We start from the raw sequence: 19,835 nt of genomic DNA, 5'->3' as shown, positions 1-19,835 counted from the left end.
TATAATAAATTATCTCGGGTGCATCGCTTTTTGGCAACGTTCCCGATAACGTGTGCATTAATAAATTAACTCAAATTGCATTTTTTTAATTCTTAATTGGCTAATATTCATTGTATTTCTATTGGAACAGCTCATACCTATAGAATACTTTTCGTGGAAAAATTCAATAAAAGGTTTAATCTGATGAATGGATATCTGGCAGCCGGGACAAAGTTAGAAAATAAGAATTTTGTTTTTCATCATGTTTATGTTCCGGAGCGGGACGGTCTGTTTCATATGCAGTTCGATCCCCGCAACCAAATGCCTAAGTATAAACAGATTGTCCATTCTATCAAAACGGACATCGAACTGGGGGTATTGGCCAGAGGTGTCCAACTTCCTTCCATCAGTGAATTGAGTGCGGAATATCAGTTAGCACGTGACACTGTTGAAAAGGCCTACCGTGAGCTTCGCAACATGGGCTATATTTCGGCTGTCCAAGGAAAAGGATATTATGTGCAGGCAGTGAAGGACAGTAAAGAGCGCATCCTTCTTGTATTTAACAAGCTGAGCTCATATAAGAAGATCATCTATTATTCTTTCCTGAAAACGCTGGGTGATGCCGCTACTGTTGATTTAGAAATACACCATGGTAGTACGCTGAAATTCAAAGAGATTATGGAGAAGAATCTCGGTAAGTACAACAGATATGTGATCATGCCTCATTTCAATGCGGATTCCGAAGAGGATTACATGGATATACTGAAAAGAATCCCTACTTCTGAACTCATACTGCTTGACCGAGATATGCCGGCTTTGAAGCAGGAGATCAGCAGCGTACATCAGAGTTTTGATAAAGATATATTCGGTGCTTTGGAAGATGCCAATGATCTGATTCAGAAGTATGATAATCTGGTATTAATTTTCCCTGAAATCGGTAATTATCCTAAAGAGATCATCAGAGGCTTTCGTAATTATTGTATCAACTATAAGAAGGAATTTTCTATTAAAAGCAGAGTTCCCGAGATAGAGCCGCGCACAGCCTATGTTGTAGTGGAAGAATGTGAACTGGCGGAACTGGTCAAAAAAGTAAGGCTGTCTTCCTGCAAAATGGGAGAGGAGGTAGGGATCATATCATTTAATGAGACAACCCTCAAAGAACTACTCGAAATTACAGTAATCACTACAGACTTTGAAAAAATGGGTAGAACCGCCGCTACGCTGATTATGAATAAGCAGCAGCTAAGGGTCAAAAACCCGTTCTTTATGATTAGAAGAGGTTCATTATAATAATTTCTCTTGTTAACGATTAGAAAAAAACCGTCACGATCGCGCGACGGTTTTTTTGATATATGAACTATCCACTTAAATCGATATTACTTCATTTTATATATTTCAGCACCGGCAAGGAGAAAACATCCCAAACCGAAATCTTCAAAGTCGGGCATGCTGTTGTAGGTTACCGGCTGACCATCTTTTGGTTCTTTTCCTGTTCCTTGTACAAACCCTAAAAATCCGTTTTCATGTACACATTCTGATACCATGGCATTCCATGCTTTGGTGATGGCAGGCTCGTACTGTTTGCTTTTTACAAGACCTTTACGAATAGCCCAGGCCATACCGTAGATGAACAGAGATGTACCGGTAATTTCCTTGCCTCCGAAATCTGTTTCATCCGTAAGGCTCACATTCCAGTATCCATCTTTGCGTTGTAGTGGTAAAAGTGCTTCCAGCATAGTAAGCAACATTTTTTCATATTCATCCCGATGGGGAGCGTTTTGTGGCATGATGTCCAGCACCCGAACCAATGCCGCTACGATCCAGCCATTACCGCGCGACCAATAGCAATTCTTTCCACCCGGCGTTTTGTATGGGGGAACGAAATCTTTGTCTCTCCACCAAAGTCCCTCTTCGGGATTAAATAAACCTTTGCCTCCATGAACTGTTTTGGTATGATTGTACAGATCAAACATCTTTTCATAATACCGGTTGTCATCGAAAATGATAGCCAGCTGAGTGAATACAGGCATGGCCATTTGCAGGGTATCAATCCAGGACCAATCGTCTTTTGGTTCCGAATTCACCATCAGATCGATAGAAGCTTTAATATCTCTGATCCTTTCAGGCTTCTTGTCCATCAGGTAAAGGTCAATGTAAGTTTGCCCGCAGCACTGGTCATCAGCATTTCGGGTCTTGATTCCGTTACGCAATCCCCATTTGTGATTTTCACCCCATGATACCGCATAGTCAATATACGATTGCTGCTTGTCGATCTGGTACAAAGCCATTAATCCTTCGTAATAAACGCCACGCGTCCAGATATTGCTTGGGCGTTCGCGATTCGTAACAATAGATTTACCCGTATCAGGCCATTTTGCAACGAAGTAATCATTGGTTAGCCGAAGGGTTTTCAGGATTTTCTTTTTATCAATTTTAGAAGCTTCCGAGTTTTTTCCAAAAGCCCAGGTTGTCTGTATAGCAGCACCGCCTGCCAGCAATAACCCGAGTGCATTGCGTCTGTTCATCATGGTTAGTAGTTATATTTCTATTTTTTCACGCAAAGCAGGAAAGGATCATCAAGGAAACGATCTGCCTTCTGAGTGATTAACTTTAAGCCCTCCGTGAGATTTTACTTAAGATATTTTTTTAACTTACTTTTTTTCAAGCCTTTAATCCCGGTTGTTACTTCCTGTGCATTTACCCTGGCACCGGCCTCTGTGGTATGCGTATGATCTTTGGCTGTGAAAAGATCGGCCTGTACTTTTTCCGGACCCAGTGCGTCGTATCTCTTGGCGATCAGTTCAAACAGGTCGATGAAATCTGCACCATTCGTCTGCGCTACCTGCTTAGACCACAACCGATAGCTTCCTTCTGATCTTTCTATTTTACCGTCTTTGAAAATATTACGCGGAACCGGTGAGCAAACGATCGGAATGGCTCCTTTGGCTTTTGCCTCATCAATGTATTTGCGCATGTAGTACCCATAGGTATATACCACTTCATGCTTTTTGGTCATCAGATTGTCAATTTCTTCTGTTTCATTTCCAATGCCTTTGATAGAACCTCTTGCCCGGGTGGTGTCATTAATTGCTCCGCCGTCATTATGTCCGAATTGCATGATCACGTAATCGCCTGGCTGCAATTGCGCAAGTACTTTCTCCCATCTTCCTTCGGTCAGGAACGTACGGCTACTACGACCTCCAATTGCGTGGTTATGGATTTTAATTTTTGTTGTATCGAATAATTCAGGCAATACAGTGCCCCAGCCCCAAAGACCGTCTCCACCTTTTCCTGAACCATTTTTCACGGTGGAATCTCCTATTAAAAATAACTGAACAGGTTTGGGTTTGATACTGGCAGCCAATACCACCACAGAGAAAAGGGAGAATATAGAAAGGCGAATGAAGTTGGTTTTCATGTTTACAGGATAAATTTACTAGATAACTTTTTTGGGTGTAATGAAGTTATAAGTTGATTGTTCATAGCTCCTCATGTCGTGTGACGTATACTTTTACGAATGTCTTGCTGAGCGGAGTCGAAGCATTTTGCCCTTCGACTCCGCTTAGAGTGACATTTGTATTCCTACGAAACTTATTTCAATTGACATAGTGATTGTGACACGACAGCAGCTTTACTTATTTGTTTTAATATTTGGTTGTGAAACAGGTTTCATACCTTCACCCAGAAAAAACGACGGGTGAGGTGGCTGGTTGTAAGCCGAATTTTGCCAGGCAATCGCCACACGGTATTGTGCATCGTGCATCAGCGTTGGGATTCGGATTTCAGCAGGTATGGTTGTGGTATAAATCCGTAGTTCGGTATTATCTTCCTTCCGCCAGATCACTTCTTCCCGCCAGTCGCCCAGGATATCTGCGCTCAGCGCCGGCGTGCCTTTTGTCCCATTGTTTGAAGTAAAACCTTCTGCCGTGAAGAGATTTTTTGTTGTGTGGGTTTGATAATCCCATTTGTCAATTCTGTTTTTATCAAGTAGCTCTCTTGTCAGATCAGCATCCCACCACACAGCAAAATTGATGGACGAAGGCCGGTTATCAGCTATCTTTTCACCCTTGCTGTTATATAAACCTCCTACCGATCCCCAGTACTCATAACCCGGATTTGTTGGATCAATGTCTGCAGCCATCGCGCGGCCAACATCTTTACCTTCGCCATCCACGCCCCAAAGCATTTTTCCTGTTTTTGCATCTTTGAGCGCGAGACCGTACTGTCCATATTTTTTTTGTTCTTCGTACGACTGCCATATCTCCATGCCCGGATTGGCCGGATCCATGTCGGACATATGTAGCGCGTCTCCATGTCCTAGTCCTGTTGTGTACAATTCTTTACCGTCATCGTCAATCACGCTTGATCCATTGATGATCTCATCCTTTCCATCTCCATCCACATCGCCCACGGTCATGCTGTGGTTTCCCATTCCTGCATAGTTTTCGTTGGGAGCGTCTTTGCTGTCGAATATCCAGCGACGTTGCAGTTTTCCATTTTTGAAATCCCAGGCAACACGAACCAGTCTGGTGTAATAACCACGACCAGCAATAAAACTTGGTTTTTTACCATCCAGATAAGCCACCGCAGATACATAGCGATCTATACGATTTCCATAATTGTCGCCCCAACCCGCTTTCATTTGCTCAATAGTTGGATTGTCTCCGGCTTCTACATCCCGTTTCGGATAGAAATCCTGTGTATCAATCGCTTTTCCACTGATGCCTTCAAAAACAGTGAGATATTCCGGACCGGAAAGTATATAACCTTTTTCATTACGGAAGTCTGCATTGGCGTCACCAATTACTTTACCGGCACCGTCTATGGTTGCATCTGCGGTTTTACAGATAATTTCCGCCTTGCCATCACCATCAAAATCATACACCATAAACTGGGTGTAATGAGCTCCCGCACGTATGTTTCTGCCCAGATCAATACGCCAGAGCCTGGTGCCGTTCAGTTTATATGCGTCCAGATATACATTGCCCGTATAGCCGCGTTGCGAATTGTCTTTAGCATTGGAAGGATCCCATTTCAGGATGATCTCGTATTCTCCGTCACCATCCAGATCACCTACACTTGCATCGTTGGCGTTGTATGTATAAGCATCGCCTTTGGGTGTTGTTCCTCCCGCAGGTGGAGAAAGTGGAATGGAAATGAAAGGATTCGGGTTGACCTTCACCGATTCTGCGGCTTTTTGTTCCTTTCCTTTAATCACCGTTTTAATGCTGTATACTTCACCAGAGGGATTTTTATCAACATAATTGGTAGAAACTGAAAGTGGTGTTTTGTTGATTTTGGTTTTGCCCCGGTACAGGTTGAAAGCAATATCACCTGGATCTGTACCCAGAAGCCGCCAGCCGATATACACCTGGTTATTTTCTCCTTTAATAGCAATCAATCCCCGGTTCAAATGCTCCATCTGCCGTTGGGCTGTCGCGGAAATTAGGGTGCAAAAGAGGAGTAAGGAGGTTAATATTTTTCTATTCATTATAATCTTATTTTAGGTTACACAGCATTTCACGGAGATAAAAAAGAGGAGCGCGGAGTAAAAGTATCTCTTTGAAACTCTTGTTTTCTCTGTGTACCTCTGTGTCATTTTTTAACATTTCACGCAAACTCGCCAAGTTCTTTTTTCGGTCTTTGCATTTTTCTTCTCTGCTTTGCGTGAAATTTCCCAGCCTCTATTCCAAATGAAAAACCTCCGTCAACGGAACACTCACAGGTGAATTATCAGGATTGGTTTCCATGACAGCAGCCATATATGCCCACCATTTTTTGACGATTTCTGTTGTTCCCAAATCCTGTGACGATCCCGATCCGTCTTGCTTTTGTACTGCGAAGAGTATATTCGTCTCCTCATCCAGGAAAATAGAATAATCGCTGATGCCATTGTCTTTCAATAGTTTTTTCAGTTCCGGCCAGATCTCATCATGGCGTTTTTTATATTCCTCGGCCTGGCCGGGGTTCAGTTTCATTTTAAAGGCGGCTCTTTGCATGGCACTTTTCGTGTTAAGGTTTAGCTGAGTAAGCTGAAAAGTAAAGTTAATGTTTGTATGATAAGGCTCCTACCTGTGGTCTCCTGTGTTTGAAGCTCAATACAGAAAAATAAAAAAACGGAGCGGAATAATGATTCCGGCTCCGTTTTGTACTACCCTAGTCTACATGATTCAATATCAATATCCGTCATTTTGTTTCCAGAAACCCGGGTTAATAAGCATTTCGTTTAATGGTACAGGAAACAGCAGATCGCGATTTGTAACCCCGTTTGCCATAGGAATATCATGAGAGCGGAAAAACTCAGTCATTGCCGGGATGGCACGTTCTGTGCGAACCAAGTCAAACCACCTCAGGCCTTCTCCTGCAAATTCCCAGCGACGCTCGTTTTCCAGTGCCAGTTTCATCGCAGCTTTTGTTGCCGGTGTAACTGGTGCCACTTTTGCATCTGTGCGTACTTTGTTCAAGAGCTGAATGGCTTCTGCGGGAGGTGTTCCGGCTTCTTCGTTCAGGATTTCAGCGTACATCAGCAAAACATCGGCATAGCGTACAATAGGGAAATTGCGTTGGTAGTCGTTACGGCTGGTTACAGTCGGATCACCTTTTTCAAGAAACTTCGTAAACTGAACACGACCAGACGTTGCACCGGTTTTTGAATCCACATATCCTGAATCCAAAGTCGCGAGTTTTCTTGCATCCGTCGGTGCGTATGAAGCAAGCAAAGCTGGCTCTACCTGTCCTTCAAAACCACCGGTAAAAGGACTCCACTGAGATGGAAACTGAAAGGCCATTTCTGATGGCAAAGAAGAACCGAGTCCTTTTCCACCGGAGAGGTATTGCACCTCAAAAATGTGGTGTTTATTTTTTGATGCAACAGTAAAGAGATCGCGATAGACTGCTGGTACAGGGAAAAGTGAGCTTGCCTTCATCACCTCTGCAAGCTGCGCTTTTGCCAATGCAAGTTTGTCGGTTTGTTTCAGTGGATAGCCGGCCATAGTAAGGTAAACTCTTCCCAGCAAAGCTTTGGCGGCATATTTGGTAGCACGGCCCTTTTGAGCAGCTACGTAGGATTCTGGCAGGTTATCTGCAGCAAATAGCAAGTCGTCCACAATGAGTTGGTAAACCTCTGTTGCCGGCGTTCGCAGTGCATTTTTACCTTCTGAAATACTAAGTACTTTATCTACCAATGGAACATCTCCCCAATAGCGAACCAGATCAAAATAGGCCATGGCACGGAACAAACGTGCTTCTGCTTTGAATTGATTTACACGGGCAAACTCAAAACCCTCCACTTTGGAAAGAACCACATTGGAGCGGTAAATAACGTTGTATAGTTGTGACCATGCAGTTTGGAAAGCAGCTGTTTGTGAAGAGGCTGTAAAGTTTCCTACTTCCTTATAGTCGCGCTGCGCTCCGCCTTCGATCTCATGTGTATTGTCTGAGCGAACTTCTGACAAATACCAGTTGGACGATGCCGGGATGGGCAACCATGAATTGTAAACAGCCAGAACACCCTGATTGACCTGATCTTCGGTTTTGTAAAAATCATTGGCCGTATTGTTGGTCAGCGGCGTGATGTCTAAGATGCTTTCACTGCAGGAGCTCAGCGTCGCTGATAAGCCTAGTGTAAGCAAGTATGGGAATATTTTTGTGATTTTCATAGTCTCAAAAATGAATGCAGGAGAGATATACTGGTGTATATCGTCTGCTTTAAGTGTTGTTAAAGATTCAGGTTGATACCGATAGAATAGGTCTTAGACTGAGGATATCCACCGTAATCGCCACCTTCATTGTTCGCAGCTTCAGGCGTGAAACCTCCTGAGTATTTGTGCCAGATGAAAGGGTTTTCCACGGAAACATAGACTCTGGCACGTTCAAACCATTTCATTTTTGGTACATTATAACCAAACGTGATGTTTTTCACACGGATGTAATCTGAGCTGTACAGCCAGCGGGTATCATAGTAAGAACCTGTAGTAGAGTTGATACTTGGCGTCATACCATCACCCGGATCTTCCGGCGATTTCCAGCGATTTTCCCAGATAGCCAGTTTGTTGTATAAATAACCCATACCCGGACGGTCAATAGAACGGCCAATCATCGAATAGATCATTCCGCCTGTTTGCGCTGTTGCCAGAATGTTCAGGTCGAAATTGCGGTAAGTGAAAGTGTTAGTAAGTCCGTATACAAAAGCAGGCAGCGGCTGTCCCATGTTCGCACGGTCATTTTCATCGATGATCCCGTCCCCGTTTACGTCACGATATTGAGAATCCCCAACCAGTGTTTTCGACATACGAGGGTTGGCATCTACCTCCGCTTGGTTCTTATATACTCCGATGGCGTCGTATAGTTTGAAGTATCCGATTGGCTGGCCTACTTCAATCATGGAAGTCAATCCCGAGAACCCGGATGGAATAGGCGTGTTGTCATAGCCGAGTCTCAGTACCCGGTTTCTGTTGTAAGACAAATTGAAGTTGGTTCCCCATTTCAATACGCCTACTGTGTTTTTAGAAATTAATGAAAGTTCAAATCCTTTGTTTTCGATGTCGCCGATATTTTGCCAGCTACGGGTAAAGCCGGTTACAGCTGCGACCGGTGCCTGCAAAAGAAGCTCGGATGTTTTCCTATTATAATAATCTGCTGCTACGATCAAACGGTTTTTCAGTATACCAAAATCCACACCGAAGTTGTAGCTGCTGGTTTGTTCCCAGCCAAGCATGGTGTTTTCAAATCCTGATGGCGCATATCCTGTTTGTTGTGCACCGCCCAGGGCATAGTCGCTGTTGCCGAGCAATGAGAATTGCGCATTGTTAGGAATACGGTTATTTCCTGTGATACCGAAACTTGCACGAAGTTTGAGGTCTGTGACGTCTTCAATTCCGGCCATGAAGTTTTCGCTCGATATACGCCAAGCTGCCGAAACAGCCGGGAATGTTCCCCAACGGTTTTCTGATCCAAACTTAGAAGAGCCATCGCGTCTCAAACTCGCAGAAAACAGGTATTTTTCGCTAAAGTCATATTGAACACGTGCGAAGTAAGATAGCAATGCGGTTTTATCCTGACTGATGTTGGATGTAGAAACGGTAGATGACCCCTGGTTAAATAGGTTGGTCCAGTCATTTGGCAGACGTGTGTGGTTCTGACGGTTTCCGTAGCCATTGGTTGTTTCAACAGAGTAACCCAATAGTCCACTAACGTTGTGCTTTCCGAATGAGCGATTGTAATTCAGTGTACTTTGAAATAGGTATCGGTACGAATTCAGATTTTGTCTGTCCGATGAGGAGGCATAACCTTCGTTTGGCGCTGATGCCCAGTCGCGTGTTGCGTTGGTCGGTACAAATGAGTTGGATACTGATGAGGTATTGTCCATACCACCTGTCAACTGCAGTTGAAGTCCTTTTGCCAATGTAGCGTGTAAATACAGATTGGTATTCAGTCGGTTACGGGTCTGGTCTGCCTGCGTTCTTTCTAACACAGCTACCGGACTCACGTATCTTCCCGACCATAAATAGGTACCATTAGGTTGCGCACCTACATAAAGTCCTGTTCCCAACGGTGCTACCGGAGGCATTTGTACGGCGTTCATTCCCTGGCGGTCCTTTCCGTCAACTTGTCCGCCTCCATTGATCCATTCAACAGATGGCGACAGGGTCAATCCAACTTTTATAAATTTATTAACCTTTGCGTCGATGTTGGCTCTTACCGTAGCACGTTTGTAGTTGGTGTTGATAATCACACCTTTCTGATCCATATAGCTACCGTTGATGTTGAAAGTGATGTTATCGCTTCCACCATTTACACTCAACTGATAGTTAGACAACGTACCAGTGTTTCCGAAAAATGCATCCTGCCAGTCAACGTAGTCAAGACTGTCTCTTCCATAAGCCCACTTAGGGTCATACATTAATCCTGTGTTCGGGTTGTTTTCCGATATACCCAGCTCTGATGCACGGAAAGACATCGGATCGTTAGCAGTGTAAGGTTTACCCTGGCTAACTCCTCGGCTCACCCAGGAAGCATCGATCCCTTCTTTGCGCTGCTGAATCCATTGCTCTGGTGTCATCATGTCCAGACGGCCTTCTACTCTGGAAACACCTTGTGTCATGTTAAACTGAATACGTGGTTTGCCTTTTACACCTCTTTTGGTGGTAATGATCACAACCCCGTTAGACCCGCGAGAACCATAAATGGCAGCAGACGAAGCGTCTTTCAGTACGTCTATGGTTTGTACGTCAGCGGGGTTGATACCGTTCAGCGATTCAACCGGAACACCATCGACTACGTAAAGAGGATCGTTGGATGCATTCAAAGAACCTGTTCCCCGTACACGTATCTGCAGAGGGGCACCAGGCTCACCTGTCGTAGTTTGTACATCTACACCCGGAAGTTGTCCTGCAAGTGCATTCTCAAGTCTTGAAACTGGTCTTTCTTCAATGTCTTTTGCACCAATACTTGCCGCTGCGCCAGTAAGATTTGCTCTTTTGGAAGTACCGTAACCAATTACAACCACTTCTGACAATGCCTTGGAATCGTCGGAAAGTGATATGTTGATTTTAGAGCGGCCATTTACCGGAACCTCCTGAGGTTCATAGCCAATAAAAGAGAACTGAATCACAGCGTCCTGAGGGGCGCTGATAGAGTAGAGTCCTTCAACATTGGTGGATGTTCCGGTTGTTGTTCCTTTTATAACAATGTTAACTCCGGGCAAAGGTTCATTTCCCTGAGCTCCGGTAACCTTTCCGGTAATGGTTGTCTGTGCCATAACGACATCAGACGTGACAGTTAGCAAGATGCAAATCATGAGGAAGGCGAGGTGTCGATAAGCCTTTTCCAGCATGTTTGAGGATGAGTAGTAAATATGCATGGTTTGTATGCGATTAGATTTGAATCAAATTTGCACATAACCGATGGGCACACCTTCATGTAGACTCCTGTATAAGCCAAGATATTATAAGGATTCTGCAATTAAGAAAAGAAAGAAAGTGCTTTTTTTGTCATGAAAAGCACTTTTTGGAGATTGATTAAGATATTTTATATATAGTCTGACTCGGGAAGATATCTCTTATCAGCATTAATACCCATGCAGATCCAAATCAGAACTGTATTTCATTTCGACCTTTTTACCCATTTTTTTCTGAATGATCTTAAAATGATGCTCGTCTTCCGGGCAGATCAGAGAGATGGCATCACCCGAAGTTTCAGCACGCCCTGTTCTTCCTATACGGTGGACATAATCCTTTGGGGAGCGAGGCAATTCAAAGTTGATGACGTAAGGCAGAAATTGAATATCGATACCTCTGGCTACCAGATCCGTTGCAACAAGCACATTGAGCTTTCCTGATTTGAACTTGTTTAAAACTTCCGTACGTGCTCCCTGGCTTTTTCCACTATGCATGGCAGCCGCCTCTATTCCATTCTTTTTAAGTTTTTCAACAAGGTTGTCAGCGGTACGTGTAGCAGAAACAAATACAAGTACTTGTTTCATTTGTTCTGATTTGATAATATACCTCAGTAGTGGCCCTTTTCTCTCCGGATCAACAAAATAGGCAGTTTGACGGATCAGGTCCAGATTGTGTTCTTCCTCAGGAATTTCAATTTTTACCGGATCACGCAGAATGCTTTTATGGATGGCCTCCACGTCGTCGCCCAATGTTGCAGAGAAAAGAATACTCTGTCTTTTTCTGGGTAGGAGAAAAAAGATGTCTTTCATCTCATCAGCAAAGCCCATATTCAGCATTTTATCTGCCTCATCCAACACCAGTATTTCCGTATCTGATATCGTGAGAGCCTTGTGCGAGAGCAAATCTAGAAGGCGACCTGGTGTAGCAACAAGTATCTCTACATTTTGCAGACCGATCATTTGTGGATTAATTGAAACCCCTCCATATACAGCCATTGTTTTGACCTTCCTGGGTAGTTTTTCTCCGAAAGTCTGAAAAACCACAGCAGTCTGTAATGCCAGCTCTCTGGTAGGAGCCAGCACAAGAACACGGATCGACCTGTTTTTGGGAGCACCTTTATCCTGAAACCATTCCAGAATGGGCAGTACGAATCCCGCAGTTTTACCTGACCCCGTCCGTGCTATACCCAATATATCCTTTCCATTCAGAATGGCTGGAATTGCCTCTTTCTGAATGGGGTATGGCTGAGTATAATTCTGTTCTGCTATGGTTTTAAGTAAGGGTTCTGAAAGCCCCAATGCTTGGAAAGACATAAATTTTGCGGATACTTGCTGATATGATTTTTACAAAGATACCACTATTCGTATGATCGTTAACAGAAGAGAATTTTTACAGAAGGCTGGGTTGGGTGCTTTGCAGCTTGGCCTCATCAGCTACATGGCAGAAAGCGCATGGGCAGAGCCCCTGAAAGTAAGCCAATTGCCAAGAAGTATTCCCGAGGTACAGGGTGTTAAATCTTCTGGTATTTTGGATTTTGTGAAGGCGATCGAGGCAGATAAACTCAATCTGCACAGTCTGATGGTTCTAAGAAATGGAAAAGTACTGGCAGAAGGCTGGTGGGCGCCGTACGCGGCTGATCTGAAACATACACTTTATTCACTTAGTAAAAGTTTTACATCTACTGCCATTGGTTTCGCTGTAAGCGAAGGAAAGCTCACTGTGGATGACAAAGTCATATCCTTCTTTCCGGAAGCACTGCCTGACATGGTGAGTGAAAACCTGGGTAAGATGCGTGTGAGGGATCTGCTTACCATGCGTACCGGACATGAACAGGATTCGACACCGGCACTGAGGGAGTCGCAAGATCCTAACTGGATAAGATCGTTTCTCGCATATCCCGTCAAGAAAGAACCTGGTACCTTTTTCGTATACAATAGCGGCGCGACTTATATGTTATCCGCCATTATCCAAAAGCTTACCGGGCAAACTTTGATCGGTTATCTCAAGCCCAGACTGTTTATTCCATTAGGTATAGAAGGTGCTGATTGGGAAGTAGATCCCAATGATATCAATACAGGAGGATGGGGACTGAGGGTGAAAACAGAGGATATAGCGAAATTTGGTCAGCTTTATCTCCAAAAGGGAATGTGGAATGGAAAACGAGTACTTTCAGAAAAGTGGATTGATGAGGCGACCTCGGCCCATGTTCCTGCAAAGGACAGTGAAAGTGACTGGGAACAGGGTTATGGCTATCAGTTCTGGAGATGCCGCCATGATGCTTATCGCGGTGACGGTGCTTTCGGTCAATACTGCATTGTACTTCCAAAATTGAATATGGTCATTGCCATGACCAGCGAAACCGGAGATATGGGGGCGGTGATGAACCACGTCTGGAAACATATTTTACCCTCCGTTCAGGATAGCACGGCCTTGAACAAAAGTGTACAAACACAATTGAAGCAGAAACTTGCTACATTAGCTCTTCCTGTACCACCTGCAAATAGCAGTCCCTTGGCTGCCAAAATTAATAAATATACCTACGAGTTTGAGAGCAATGAGCTAAAAATCAAGTCTGTAACATTGAGCTTTAATCATGGTAACTGTGTGTTTAAACTAACGGATGATCAGGGTGAGCATACAATAGCATGCGGTAGTGGCCAGTGGAAGATAACGAAAACGGATTTGTCGGCCATGCCGCTCAAGCTTGTGCTTACCTCGGTTCCGGGAGAAACCCATGCGCCGGTTGCTGCTGCAGGTACATGGGTGGATGACGATACATTTGCGATGACCTGGCGATTTATAGAGACAGCTCATTATCAGATTGTGACTTGTCAGTTTCGTGATGATGACATCAAGTTAAGCTTCAAGAGAAGTCTTGCGATTATTAACAAAACTGAAGATTCCCGTCCTGCAATCATGGGAAAACGCGTAGTATAGGATTCAGGATGAGCGGGCCGGCAAGGAATGATTTTTGAAGCGTTGATGCCAAACCAATGGCCGTGTCTATATGGCTTTTGTAATTTTTCATGAGTTTAAAATAAAAATAATGAAAACAAGACAAATCGTATTAGCATCCCGGCCAAAAGGAACGCCATCCAAAGAAACTTTTCGTTTTGAAGATGTTTCGCTTCCTGAAATTCAGGGTGACGAGATATTGCTGAAAGGATTATATTACTCTGTTGATCCGTACATGCGGGGAAGGATGAATGATGCAAAATCGTATATACCTCCTTTCGAACTGGATAAGCCCATTACCGGGGGTGTCGTTGCGGAGGTAATAGAGTCTGGCAGTAGTCATTTTCAAAAGGGAGATCTGGTGACAGGTCGTCTGCCGTGGCAGGAACAAATCTTATCGCCTTCAAAAGAACTTAAGAAAATAGATACATCAGTTGCACCTGCAAGTTATTATCTCAGTATTCTGGGCATGACTGGCCTCACTGCTTACTTCGGTCTGATCTCAATAGGAAAGCCAAAGGTAGGGGAAACGGTTGTCGTGTCGGGTGCAGCAGGAGCGGTAGGCATTGCAGTTGGCCAAATTGCTAAATTAAAAGGGTGCAGGGTAGTAGGTATTGCCGGATCGGATGATAAGATCGATATGCTGAAGGAACAATTCGTTTTCGATGAAGGAATCAATTATAAAACAACTGATGATCTGAAAAAGGCGGTTGGCGCGGTATGTCCGGATGGTGTTGATATCTACTTTGACAATGTCGGAGGTGAAGTGTCTGATGCCGTGCTGAGCCATATTAATTTTCAGGCACGTATCCCGCTTTGTGGACAGATATCGCTCTACAATAATACTGAAATGGCTACCGGCCCGCGTATACAACCGCTTTTACTTACAAACAGTGCATTAATGCAAGGCTTTATCGTAGGTGATTTTGAAAGTGAGTTTGAGCAAGGAATAAAAGATTTGTCGCAGTGGGTGAAGGAGGAAAAACTGAAGTTTACCGAGACAATCGTTGAAGGATTTGATCAGTTGCCTCAGGCTATGCTGGATCTTTTCACTGGTGGAAATACCGGTAAGATGATTGTGAAAGCATAGTTAATTACATTCGTTAAGCAAAAGTGCCGGTTATGAATCAATAACCGGCACTTTTGCTTATTTTTACCCATAAACGTTTAAACAATGATTGACATGAAAAAGACAATTTTCCTATCCTTAATGCTCTCCGTACTTGCGTTAGGTGTGCAGGCGCAGAAATTCAAGCCGCTTGATAAGAGTCCGCGTGATATTGCTTATTACCCTGATGGTTTTGCAGGAAAACGTAAAGACGGAGAAAAAGCACTGGTAAAGGTTTCTTACAGCCGTCCGGGTGTGAAAGGTAGAGAGATATTTGGTAAACAGGAACAATACGGTAAAGTATGGCGACTGGGCGCAGATGAATCTACCGAAATTAAATTTTATACAGATGCTACTTTTGGCGGTAAAAAAGTGAAAGCTGGAACATATTCTCTTTTCGCCATTCCTGGTGAAAAAGAGTGGACGATCATATTGAATTCTGATGTAGACTACTGGGGTGCATACAAGTACAAAGAGGCAAATGATGTAGCGCGGGTAACTGTTCCTGTATCGGCCAAGCCTGCTGAGCTGATTGAAAACTTCTCGATCGTCTTCACAGGCGATTCTCCATCCAAAGCCGTGATGGCACTAGGCTGGGAGAATACGATTGTAGAAGTCCCTGTTACTTTCTAAGCACATACTGGCATTATTATTTAAATAAATGGGGTATCAGCATATTGTTGATATCCCTTTTATTTTAACCCAGTATGATATGAAGAAATTTCACACGCTGATTGCATGTATGGCGGTGGTTGGAAGCCTTGCCAGCTGCGGAGGCAATACAAAACAGGAAAAAGAAGAAGCAAGGGCTGCCGGGCCGGATTCAGTCGAAACGGCCGTAGATAAGCTGGTATTGCCCGCGCCATTCGAAACAGAATCGGTAACCAACAGACCGGAAGAGGCAGGATGGCCTGAGGGTAAAATGCCTACAGCGCCGGATGGGTTTACAGTAAATAAGTTTGCAGATAAACTCAAAAATCCGCGCTGGACATACATTGCTCCCAACGGAGATATTTTTGTGGCAGAGTCAGCTACTAAGAACAGTGCAGACCGCATTACACTGTTAAGAGATGTAAATAAAGATGGTATAGCAGAGTTCAGGGAAATATACCTGGAGAAGCTGAAGCAACCATTAGGCATGTTGGTCCTGAAAAATTATTTCTATGTGGCCAACACAGATGGGCTGTATCGTTATCCATACAAGGAAGGTGAGACCAAAATGACCGGGAAAGGGGAGAAAATTCTGGAATTACCAGCGGGAGGATACAATAACCACTGGACGCGTAATTTGCTTGTGAATAAAGATGGTTCTAAAATTTATGTATCTGTAGGTTCTGCCAGTAACGTAGCTGAACACGGCATGGATACGGAAAAAAGGAGAGCCAACATACTTGAAATTAATCCGGATGGCTCAGGTGAAAGAATTTTCGCCAGTGGTTTGAGAAATCCTGTTGGTATGGATTGGGCTCCGGGAACCAACACATTGTGGACGGCTGTGAATGAACGCGATGAATTGGGTGATGAGCTTGTGCCAGATTATATCACCAGCGTGAAAGAAGGCGGATTCTATGGCTGGCCATATTCCTACTTTGGGAAAAACAAAGATCCGCGCATGAAAGGTGAAGGAGCTGAATTGGTTGAGAAAGCGATTACTCCTGACGTTCCGCTAGGCAACCATACAGCATCACTAGGACTGGCATTTTATACAGGAGACAAATTCCCGGTAAAATATAAAAATGGAGCGTTTGTGGGTCAGCATGGATCCTGGAACAAATCCAAACTATCTGGTTATAAAGTTGTCTTCGTTCCTTTTAAAAACGGAAAGCCAGATGGCAATATGGAAGATTTTCTTACCGGATTTATAGAAAGCGAAAAGAAGGTGTACGGCCGGCCGGTTGGCGTTACTGCTATGAAGGATGGTTCAATGCTTGTGGTGGACGATTCAGGAAATACGATCTGGCGCGTTGCCGTGAAGTAATACATATAAATAAATCATAAATAAAGGCAACTGCACACTCGTTCGGTTGCCTTTATTTTTTATTTTAAATCTATTTGAAAAACAATACCGATCGGTATATATTTGTGTAGAAATTATATAAAAATGAGTAAGGCAGAAAGGACCAGGCAGTTTATAGTGGAAAGAATAGCCCCCATTTTTAACAAAAAGGGCTATGCGGGAACATCATTAAATGATATGACAGACGCTACCGGGCTTACAAAAGGTAGTATTTATGGTAACTTCATCAATAAGGATGATGTTGCACTGGCTGCTTTTGATTTTAATCTGGGGAAAGTGAATACTGCTATTATACTGGAAATGAGTTTAGTAGCCACGTATAGGGAAAAATTACTTGTTTATACCAAGGTGTATGAAAATTTCTACGAGTTCCCGTTTCCCGAAGGTGGATGTCCTGTGCTGAATACAGCGGTAGAAGCAGATGACACACATCCTGCTTTAAAGAGTCGGGCTGCCGATGCGATCATTTCGTGGAAAGAAAAGGTGGTTGGGTTAATTCAGAAAGGGATCGCAAACCATGAATTTGCCGGGGATACAGATCCTGAGCAAGTAGCGCTGACCATTATCGCGACGATTGAAGGGGCTGTTATGATCACAAAGCTTACGGGTAAACTAAACTATCGCAGAGCTATTATGAAATCGGTGGAAAAGCTGATTCGTGATTTGTAATCCAACTTTTTAACTAAAAATATACCGATCGGTATTAAACATGAAAGAGCAAGTCAGAGAGAGAAGTTTTACTTGGGAAGATCCTATGAAAGGAGCATCTCAGGCTTTACAACTGTCAGGATTAGAGTATTTCGATAAAATAAAGGCGGGGGAATTACCTCTGCCGCCGCTTTTGACGGCGCTCGACTTTCATCCCGAACAAGTTGAAAAAGGGAAGGCAGTCTTTTCATTTGTGCCACAGGAATTTCATTACAATGCTATCGGCACAGTACACGGCGGCGTCATTTCAGCAATACTGGATACAGCTATGGGTTGCACACTTCATTCGATGCTGCCCGCCGGAACTGGTTATACAACGCTGGAATTAAAAGTGAATTTCCTGAAGGCAGTCACTATCAGATGTAGCAAGCTGAAAACAGTGGGGAAAATGATTCATTCCGGTAGCAAGACTGCTCTTATAGAAGCACAACTTGTAGATGAAAATGGAACAATATATGCGCACGGCGTAAGTACATGCCTGCTTTTACCATTGGGCTAATTGTCAATTTTATGAAAATAAAAGTAGCTTTTGCATTGGTAATGGGAATTATCACCACCGGGATTATTTCTTTCACACTGATCTCCGTCAATGTAGGCTTCAAACCGGGTTTTGCCGGTATTTGGGTAAAATCTTGGGGAATGGCATATCTTATTGTTATTCCCGTTATCTTACTTGTTGGCCCGCCTATTCAGAATTTTGTGGAGTATGTTTTCAAGGAAAAGATTCCTTCAGATGTTGAAAAGTACAGGGAATGAATATTTTTGCGCAAAAATTAAAGTAATCACAAAGGAAAAACAGCTAACAGCTAACAGCGACAAGCTAGCAGCACATCGATATGAAAAGAGTTGTAGTAACAGGCCTGGGTGCGTTAACGCCACTTGGCAATACAGTGAATGAATTTTGGGAGAATATACTTGCAGGTAAAAGCGGAGCAGGACCAATCACCAAATTTGATACTTCAAAGTTTAAAACACATTTTGCCTGCGAAGTAAAAGGTTTTAAAGCGGAAGACTTCATTGATAAGAAGGAAATTAAGAAATACGATACTTTTACACAATACGCCATTGTAGCTTCAGATGAAGCTATCAGAGATGCAGGCCTGGATTTTTCTCAGATGAGCATAGAAGAACGTTATGATGTAGGGGTGATTTGGGGAAGTGGAAACGGCGGTATTGGTACTTTCGAAGATCAATTGCGTGAGTTTCATACCGGCGATGGTGCGCCAAGATTCAGTCCGTTCTTTATCCCTAAAATGATTGTGGATATAGCAGCTGGTGTTGTTTCTATACGTCATAAACTGCATGGTCCTAATTACTGTACGGTTTCTGCCTGCGCTTCGTCGAATAACGCGATCATCGCTGCATTTGACACAATTCGCTTGGGCAAAGCTACCATCATGATCGCGGGCGGTTCGGAAGCTGCCATTACGCATTCTTCACTGGGTGGATTCAGTTCAGCTCAGGCGTTATCGAAACGTAATGAGGATCCTGCAACTGCATCTCGTCCGTTTGATAAGGATCGTGATGGTTTTGTGATGGGAGAAGGAGCAGGGGCGCTTGTATTGGAGGAACTGGATCACGCTTTGGAACGTGGTGCAACCATATATGCTGAAATGATCGGAGGCGGAATGGCTGCCGATGCATACCACCTTACGGGTACGCCTCCTGATGGTTTGGGAGCATACCTGGGTATGGCCAATGCATTAAAAGATGCAGGAATTTCGGCTGATAAAATTGATTATGTTAATGCCCATGCTACATCCACCGGCTTGGGTGATATGAGTGAATTGAATGGCATCAAACGTGTTTTCGGTGAGCACCCTGTTGTAGTTGGCGCTACCAAATCCATGACTGGGCATTTACTTGGTGCTGCCGGCGCAGCTGAAAGCATTATCAGCATACTATCTATTAAAAACGATGTGATTCCGGGTACGATCAATACAGAAAATCTGGATGAGCATATTCCTGCAGGTTTGAATATTGTGTTGGGAGAACCTGTGCACAAGCCTGTTCATTACGTATTGAACAACACTTTCGGCTTTGGCGGACATGTTGCCAGTTCTATATTCAAGAAATTTACAGGAAAATAATCGATAAGTTAGGCGGCGCTTCACAGCGTTCAAAAGAGATACACGGAGATGTTTTGAATTTCTCTGTGTATCTCTTTACG

General features: G+C 43.7%; 16 protein-coding genes. 9 read left to right on the top strand and 7 right to left on the bottom strand.

Going from position 1 to position 19,835, the window contains the following annotated elements:
• Positions 1–153: 153 nt before the first annotated feature.
• The gene (locus tag AC1XUE_RS08995; protein WP_483355600.1) at positions 154–1,269 is read left to right on the top strand and encodes a GntR family transcriptional regulator; all 1,116 of its coding nucleotides are present in this window, start codon (positions 154–156) and stop codon (positions 1,267–1,269) included.
• 86 nt (positions 1,270–1,355) lie between these two features.
• On the opposite strand, the gene AC1XUE_RS08990 is transcribed toward AC1XUE_RS08995, so the two are convergent.
• The 7 genes from AC1XUE_RS08990 to AC1XUE_RS08960 all read right to left on the bottom strand — a co-directional run bounded on the left by AC1XUE_RS08990 (position 1,356) and on the right by AC1XUE_RS08960 (position 12,190).
• Positions 1,356–2,507 (bottom strand): glycoside hydrolase family 88/105 protein, encoded by a 1,152-nt coding sequence (locus AC1XUE_RS08990; RefSeq protein ID WP_483355599.1) that lies wholly within the window; start codon positions 2,505–2,507, stop codon positions 1,356–1,358.
• A gap of 101 nt (positions 2,508–2,608) precedes the next feature.
• Positions 2,609–3,397, bottom strand: a complete 789-nt coding sequence (locus tag AC1XUE_RS08985) for a rhamnogalacturonan acetylesterase (protein WP_483355598.1) — start codon at positions 3,395–3,397, stop codon at positions 2,609–2,611.
• A gap of 213 nt (positions 3,398–3,610) precedes the next feature.
• A complete protein-coding gene (locus AC1XUE_RS08980) occupies positions 3,611–5,470 on the bottom strand; it encodes a rhamnogalacturonan lyase (RefSeq protein WP_483355597.1) in 1,860 nt (619 codons plus the stop codon).
• A 193-nt stretch (positions 5,471–5,663) separates the two neighbouring features.
• Positions 5,664–5,978 (bottom strand): L-rhamnose mutarotase, encoded by a 315-nt coding sequence (gene rhaM, locus AC1XUE_RS08975; RefSeq protein WP_483355596.1) that lies wholly within the window; start codon positions 5,976–5,978, stop codon positions 5,664–5,666.
• Positions 5,979–6,155: 177 nt separating this feature from the next.
• Positions 6,156–7,637 carry a RagB/SusD family nutrient uptake outer membrane protein gene (locus AC1XUE_RS08970; protein ID WP_483355595.1) on the bottom strand — a complete coding sequence of 494 codons (1,482 nt, stop codon included), beginning with the start codon at positions 7,635–7,637 and terminating at the stop codon, positions 6,156–6,158.
• Positions 7,638–7,696: 59 nt separating this feature from the next.
• Positions 7,697–10,840 (bottom strand): SusC/RagA family TonB-linked outer membrane protein, encoded by a 3,144-nt coding sequence (locus AC1XUE_RS08965; protein WP_483355594.1) that lies wholly within the window; start codon positions 10,838–10,840, stop codon positions 7,697–7,699.
• A gap of 207 nt (positions 10,841–11,047) precedes the next feature.
• A complete protein-coding gene (locus tag AC1XUE_RS08960) occupies positions 11,048–12,190 on the bottom strand; it encodes a DEAD/DEAH box helicase (RefSeq protein WP_483355593.1) in 1,143 nt (380 codons plus the stop codon).
• Positions 12,191–12,242: 52 nt separating this feature from the next.
• Here AC1XUE_RS08960 and AC1XUE_RS08955 point away from each other — a divergent pair, with 52 nt between their 5' ends.
• From AC1XUE_RS08955 to fabF, 8 genes are all read left to right on the top strand, one after another.
• The gene (locus AC1XUE_RS08955; RefSeq protein ID WP_483355592.1) at positions 12,243–13,814 is read left to right on the top strand and encodes a serine hydrolase domain-containing protein; all 1,572 of its coding nucleotides are present in this window, start codon (positions 12,243–12,245) and stop codon (positions 13,812–13,814) included.
• A gap of 109 nt (positions 13,815–13,923) precedes the next feature.
• Positions 13,924–14,922 (top strand): NADP-dependent oxidoreductase, encoded by a 999-nt coding sequence (locus AC1XUE_RS08950; protein WP_483355591.1) that lies wholly within the window; start codon positions 13,924–13,926, stop codon positions 14,920–14,922.
• 93 nt (positions 14,923–15,015) lie between these two features.
• Positions 15,016–15,573 carry a DUF2911 domain-containing protein gene (locus AC1XUE_RS08945; RefSeq protein ID WP_483355590.1) on the top strand — a complete coding sequence of 186 codons (558 nt, stop codon included), beginning with the start codon at positions 15,016–15,018 and terminating at the stop codon, positions 15,571–15,573.
• Between the two features lie 79 nt (positions 15,574–15,652).
• The gene (locus tag AC1XUE_RS08940; RefSeq protein ID WP_483355589.1) at positions 15,653–16,918 is read left to right on the top strand and encodes a PQQ-dependent sugar dehydrogenase; all 1,266 of its coding nucleotides are present in this window, start codon (positions 15,653–15,655) and stop codon (positions 16,916–16,918) included.
• A 123-nt stretch (positions 16,919–17,041) separates the two neighbouring features.
• Positions 17,042–17,626 carry a TetR/AcrR family transcriptional regulator gene (locus AC1XUE_RS08935; RefSeq protein WP_483355588.1) on the top strand — a complete coding sequence of 195 codons (585 nt, stop codon included), beginning with the start codon at positions 17,042–17,044 and terminating at the stop codon, positions 17,624–17,626.
• 40 nt (positions 17,627–17,666) lie between these two features.
• Positions 17,667–18,164 carry a PaaI family thioesterase gene (locus AC1XUE_RS08930; protein ID WP_483355587.1) on the top strand — a complete coding sequence of 166 codons (498 nt, stop codon included), beginning with the start codon at positions 17,667–17,669 and terminating at the stop codon, positions 18,162–18,164.
• Between the two features lie 11 nt (positions 18,165–18,175).
• Positions 18,176–18,421 (top strand): DUF2798 domain-containing protein, encoded by a 246-nt coding sequence (locus AC1XUE_RS08925; RefSeq protein ID WP_483355586.1) that lies wholly within the window; start codon positions 18,176–18,178, stop codon positions 18,419–18,421.
• An 80-nt stretch (positions 18,422–18,501) separates the two neighbouring features.
• Positions 18,502–19,755, top strand: coding sequence for a beta-ketoacyl-ACP synthase II (fabF, locus tag AC1XUE_RS08920; protein ID WP_483355585.1), 1,254 nt, complete (start codon positions 18,502–18,504; stop codon positions 19,753–19,755).
• Positions 19,756–19,835: the final 80 nt, after the last annotated feature.

The sequence above is a fragment of the Dyadobacter sp. HNCC25DJ187 genome, from assembly GCF_056895255.1.
Note: the sequence above shows the minus strand (reverse complement) of the source record. Positions and strands in the feature narration are given on the sequence as shown.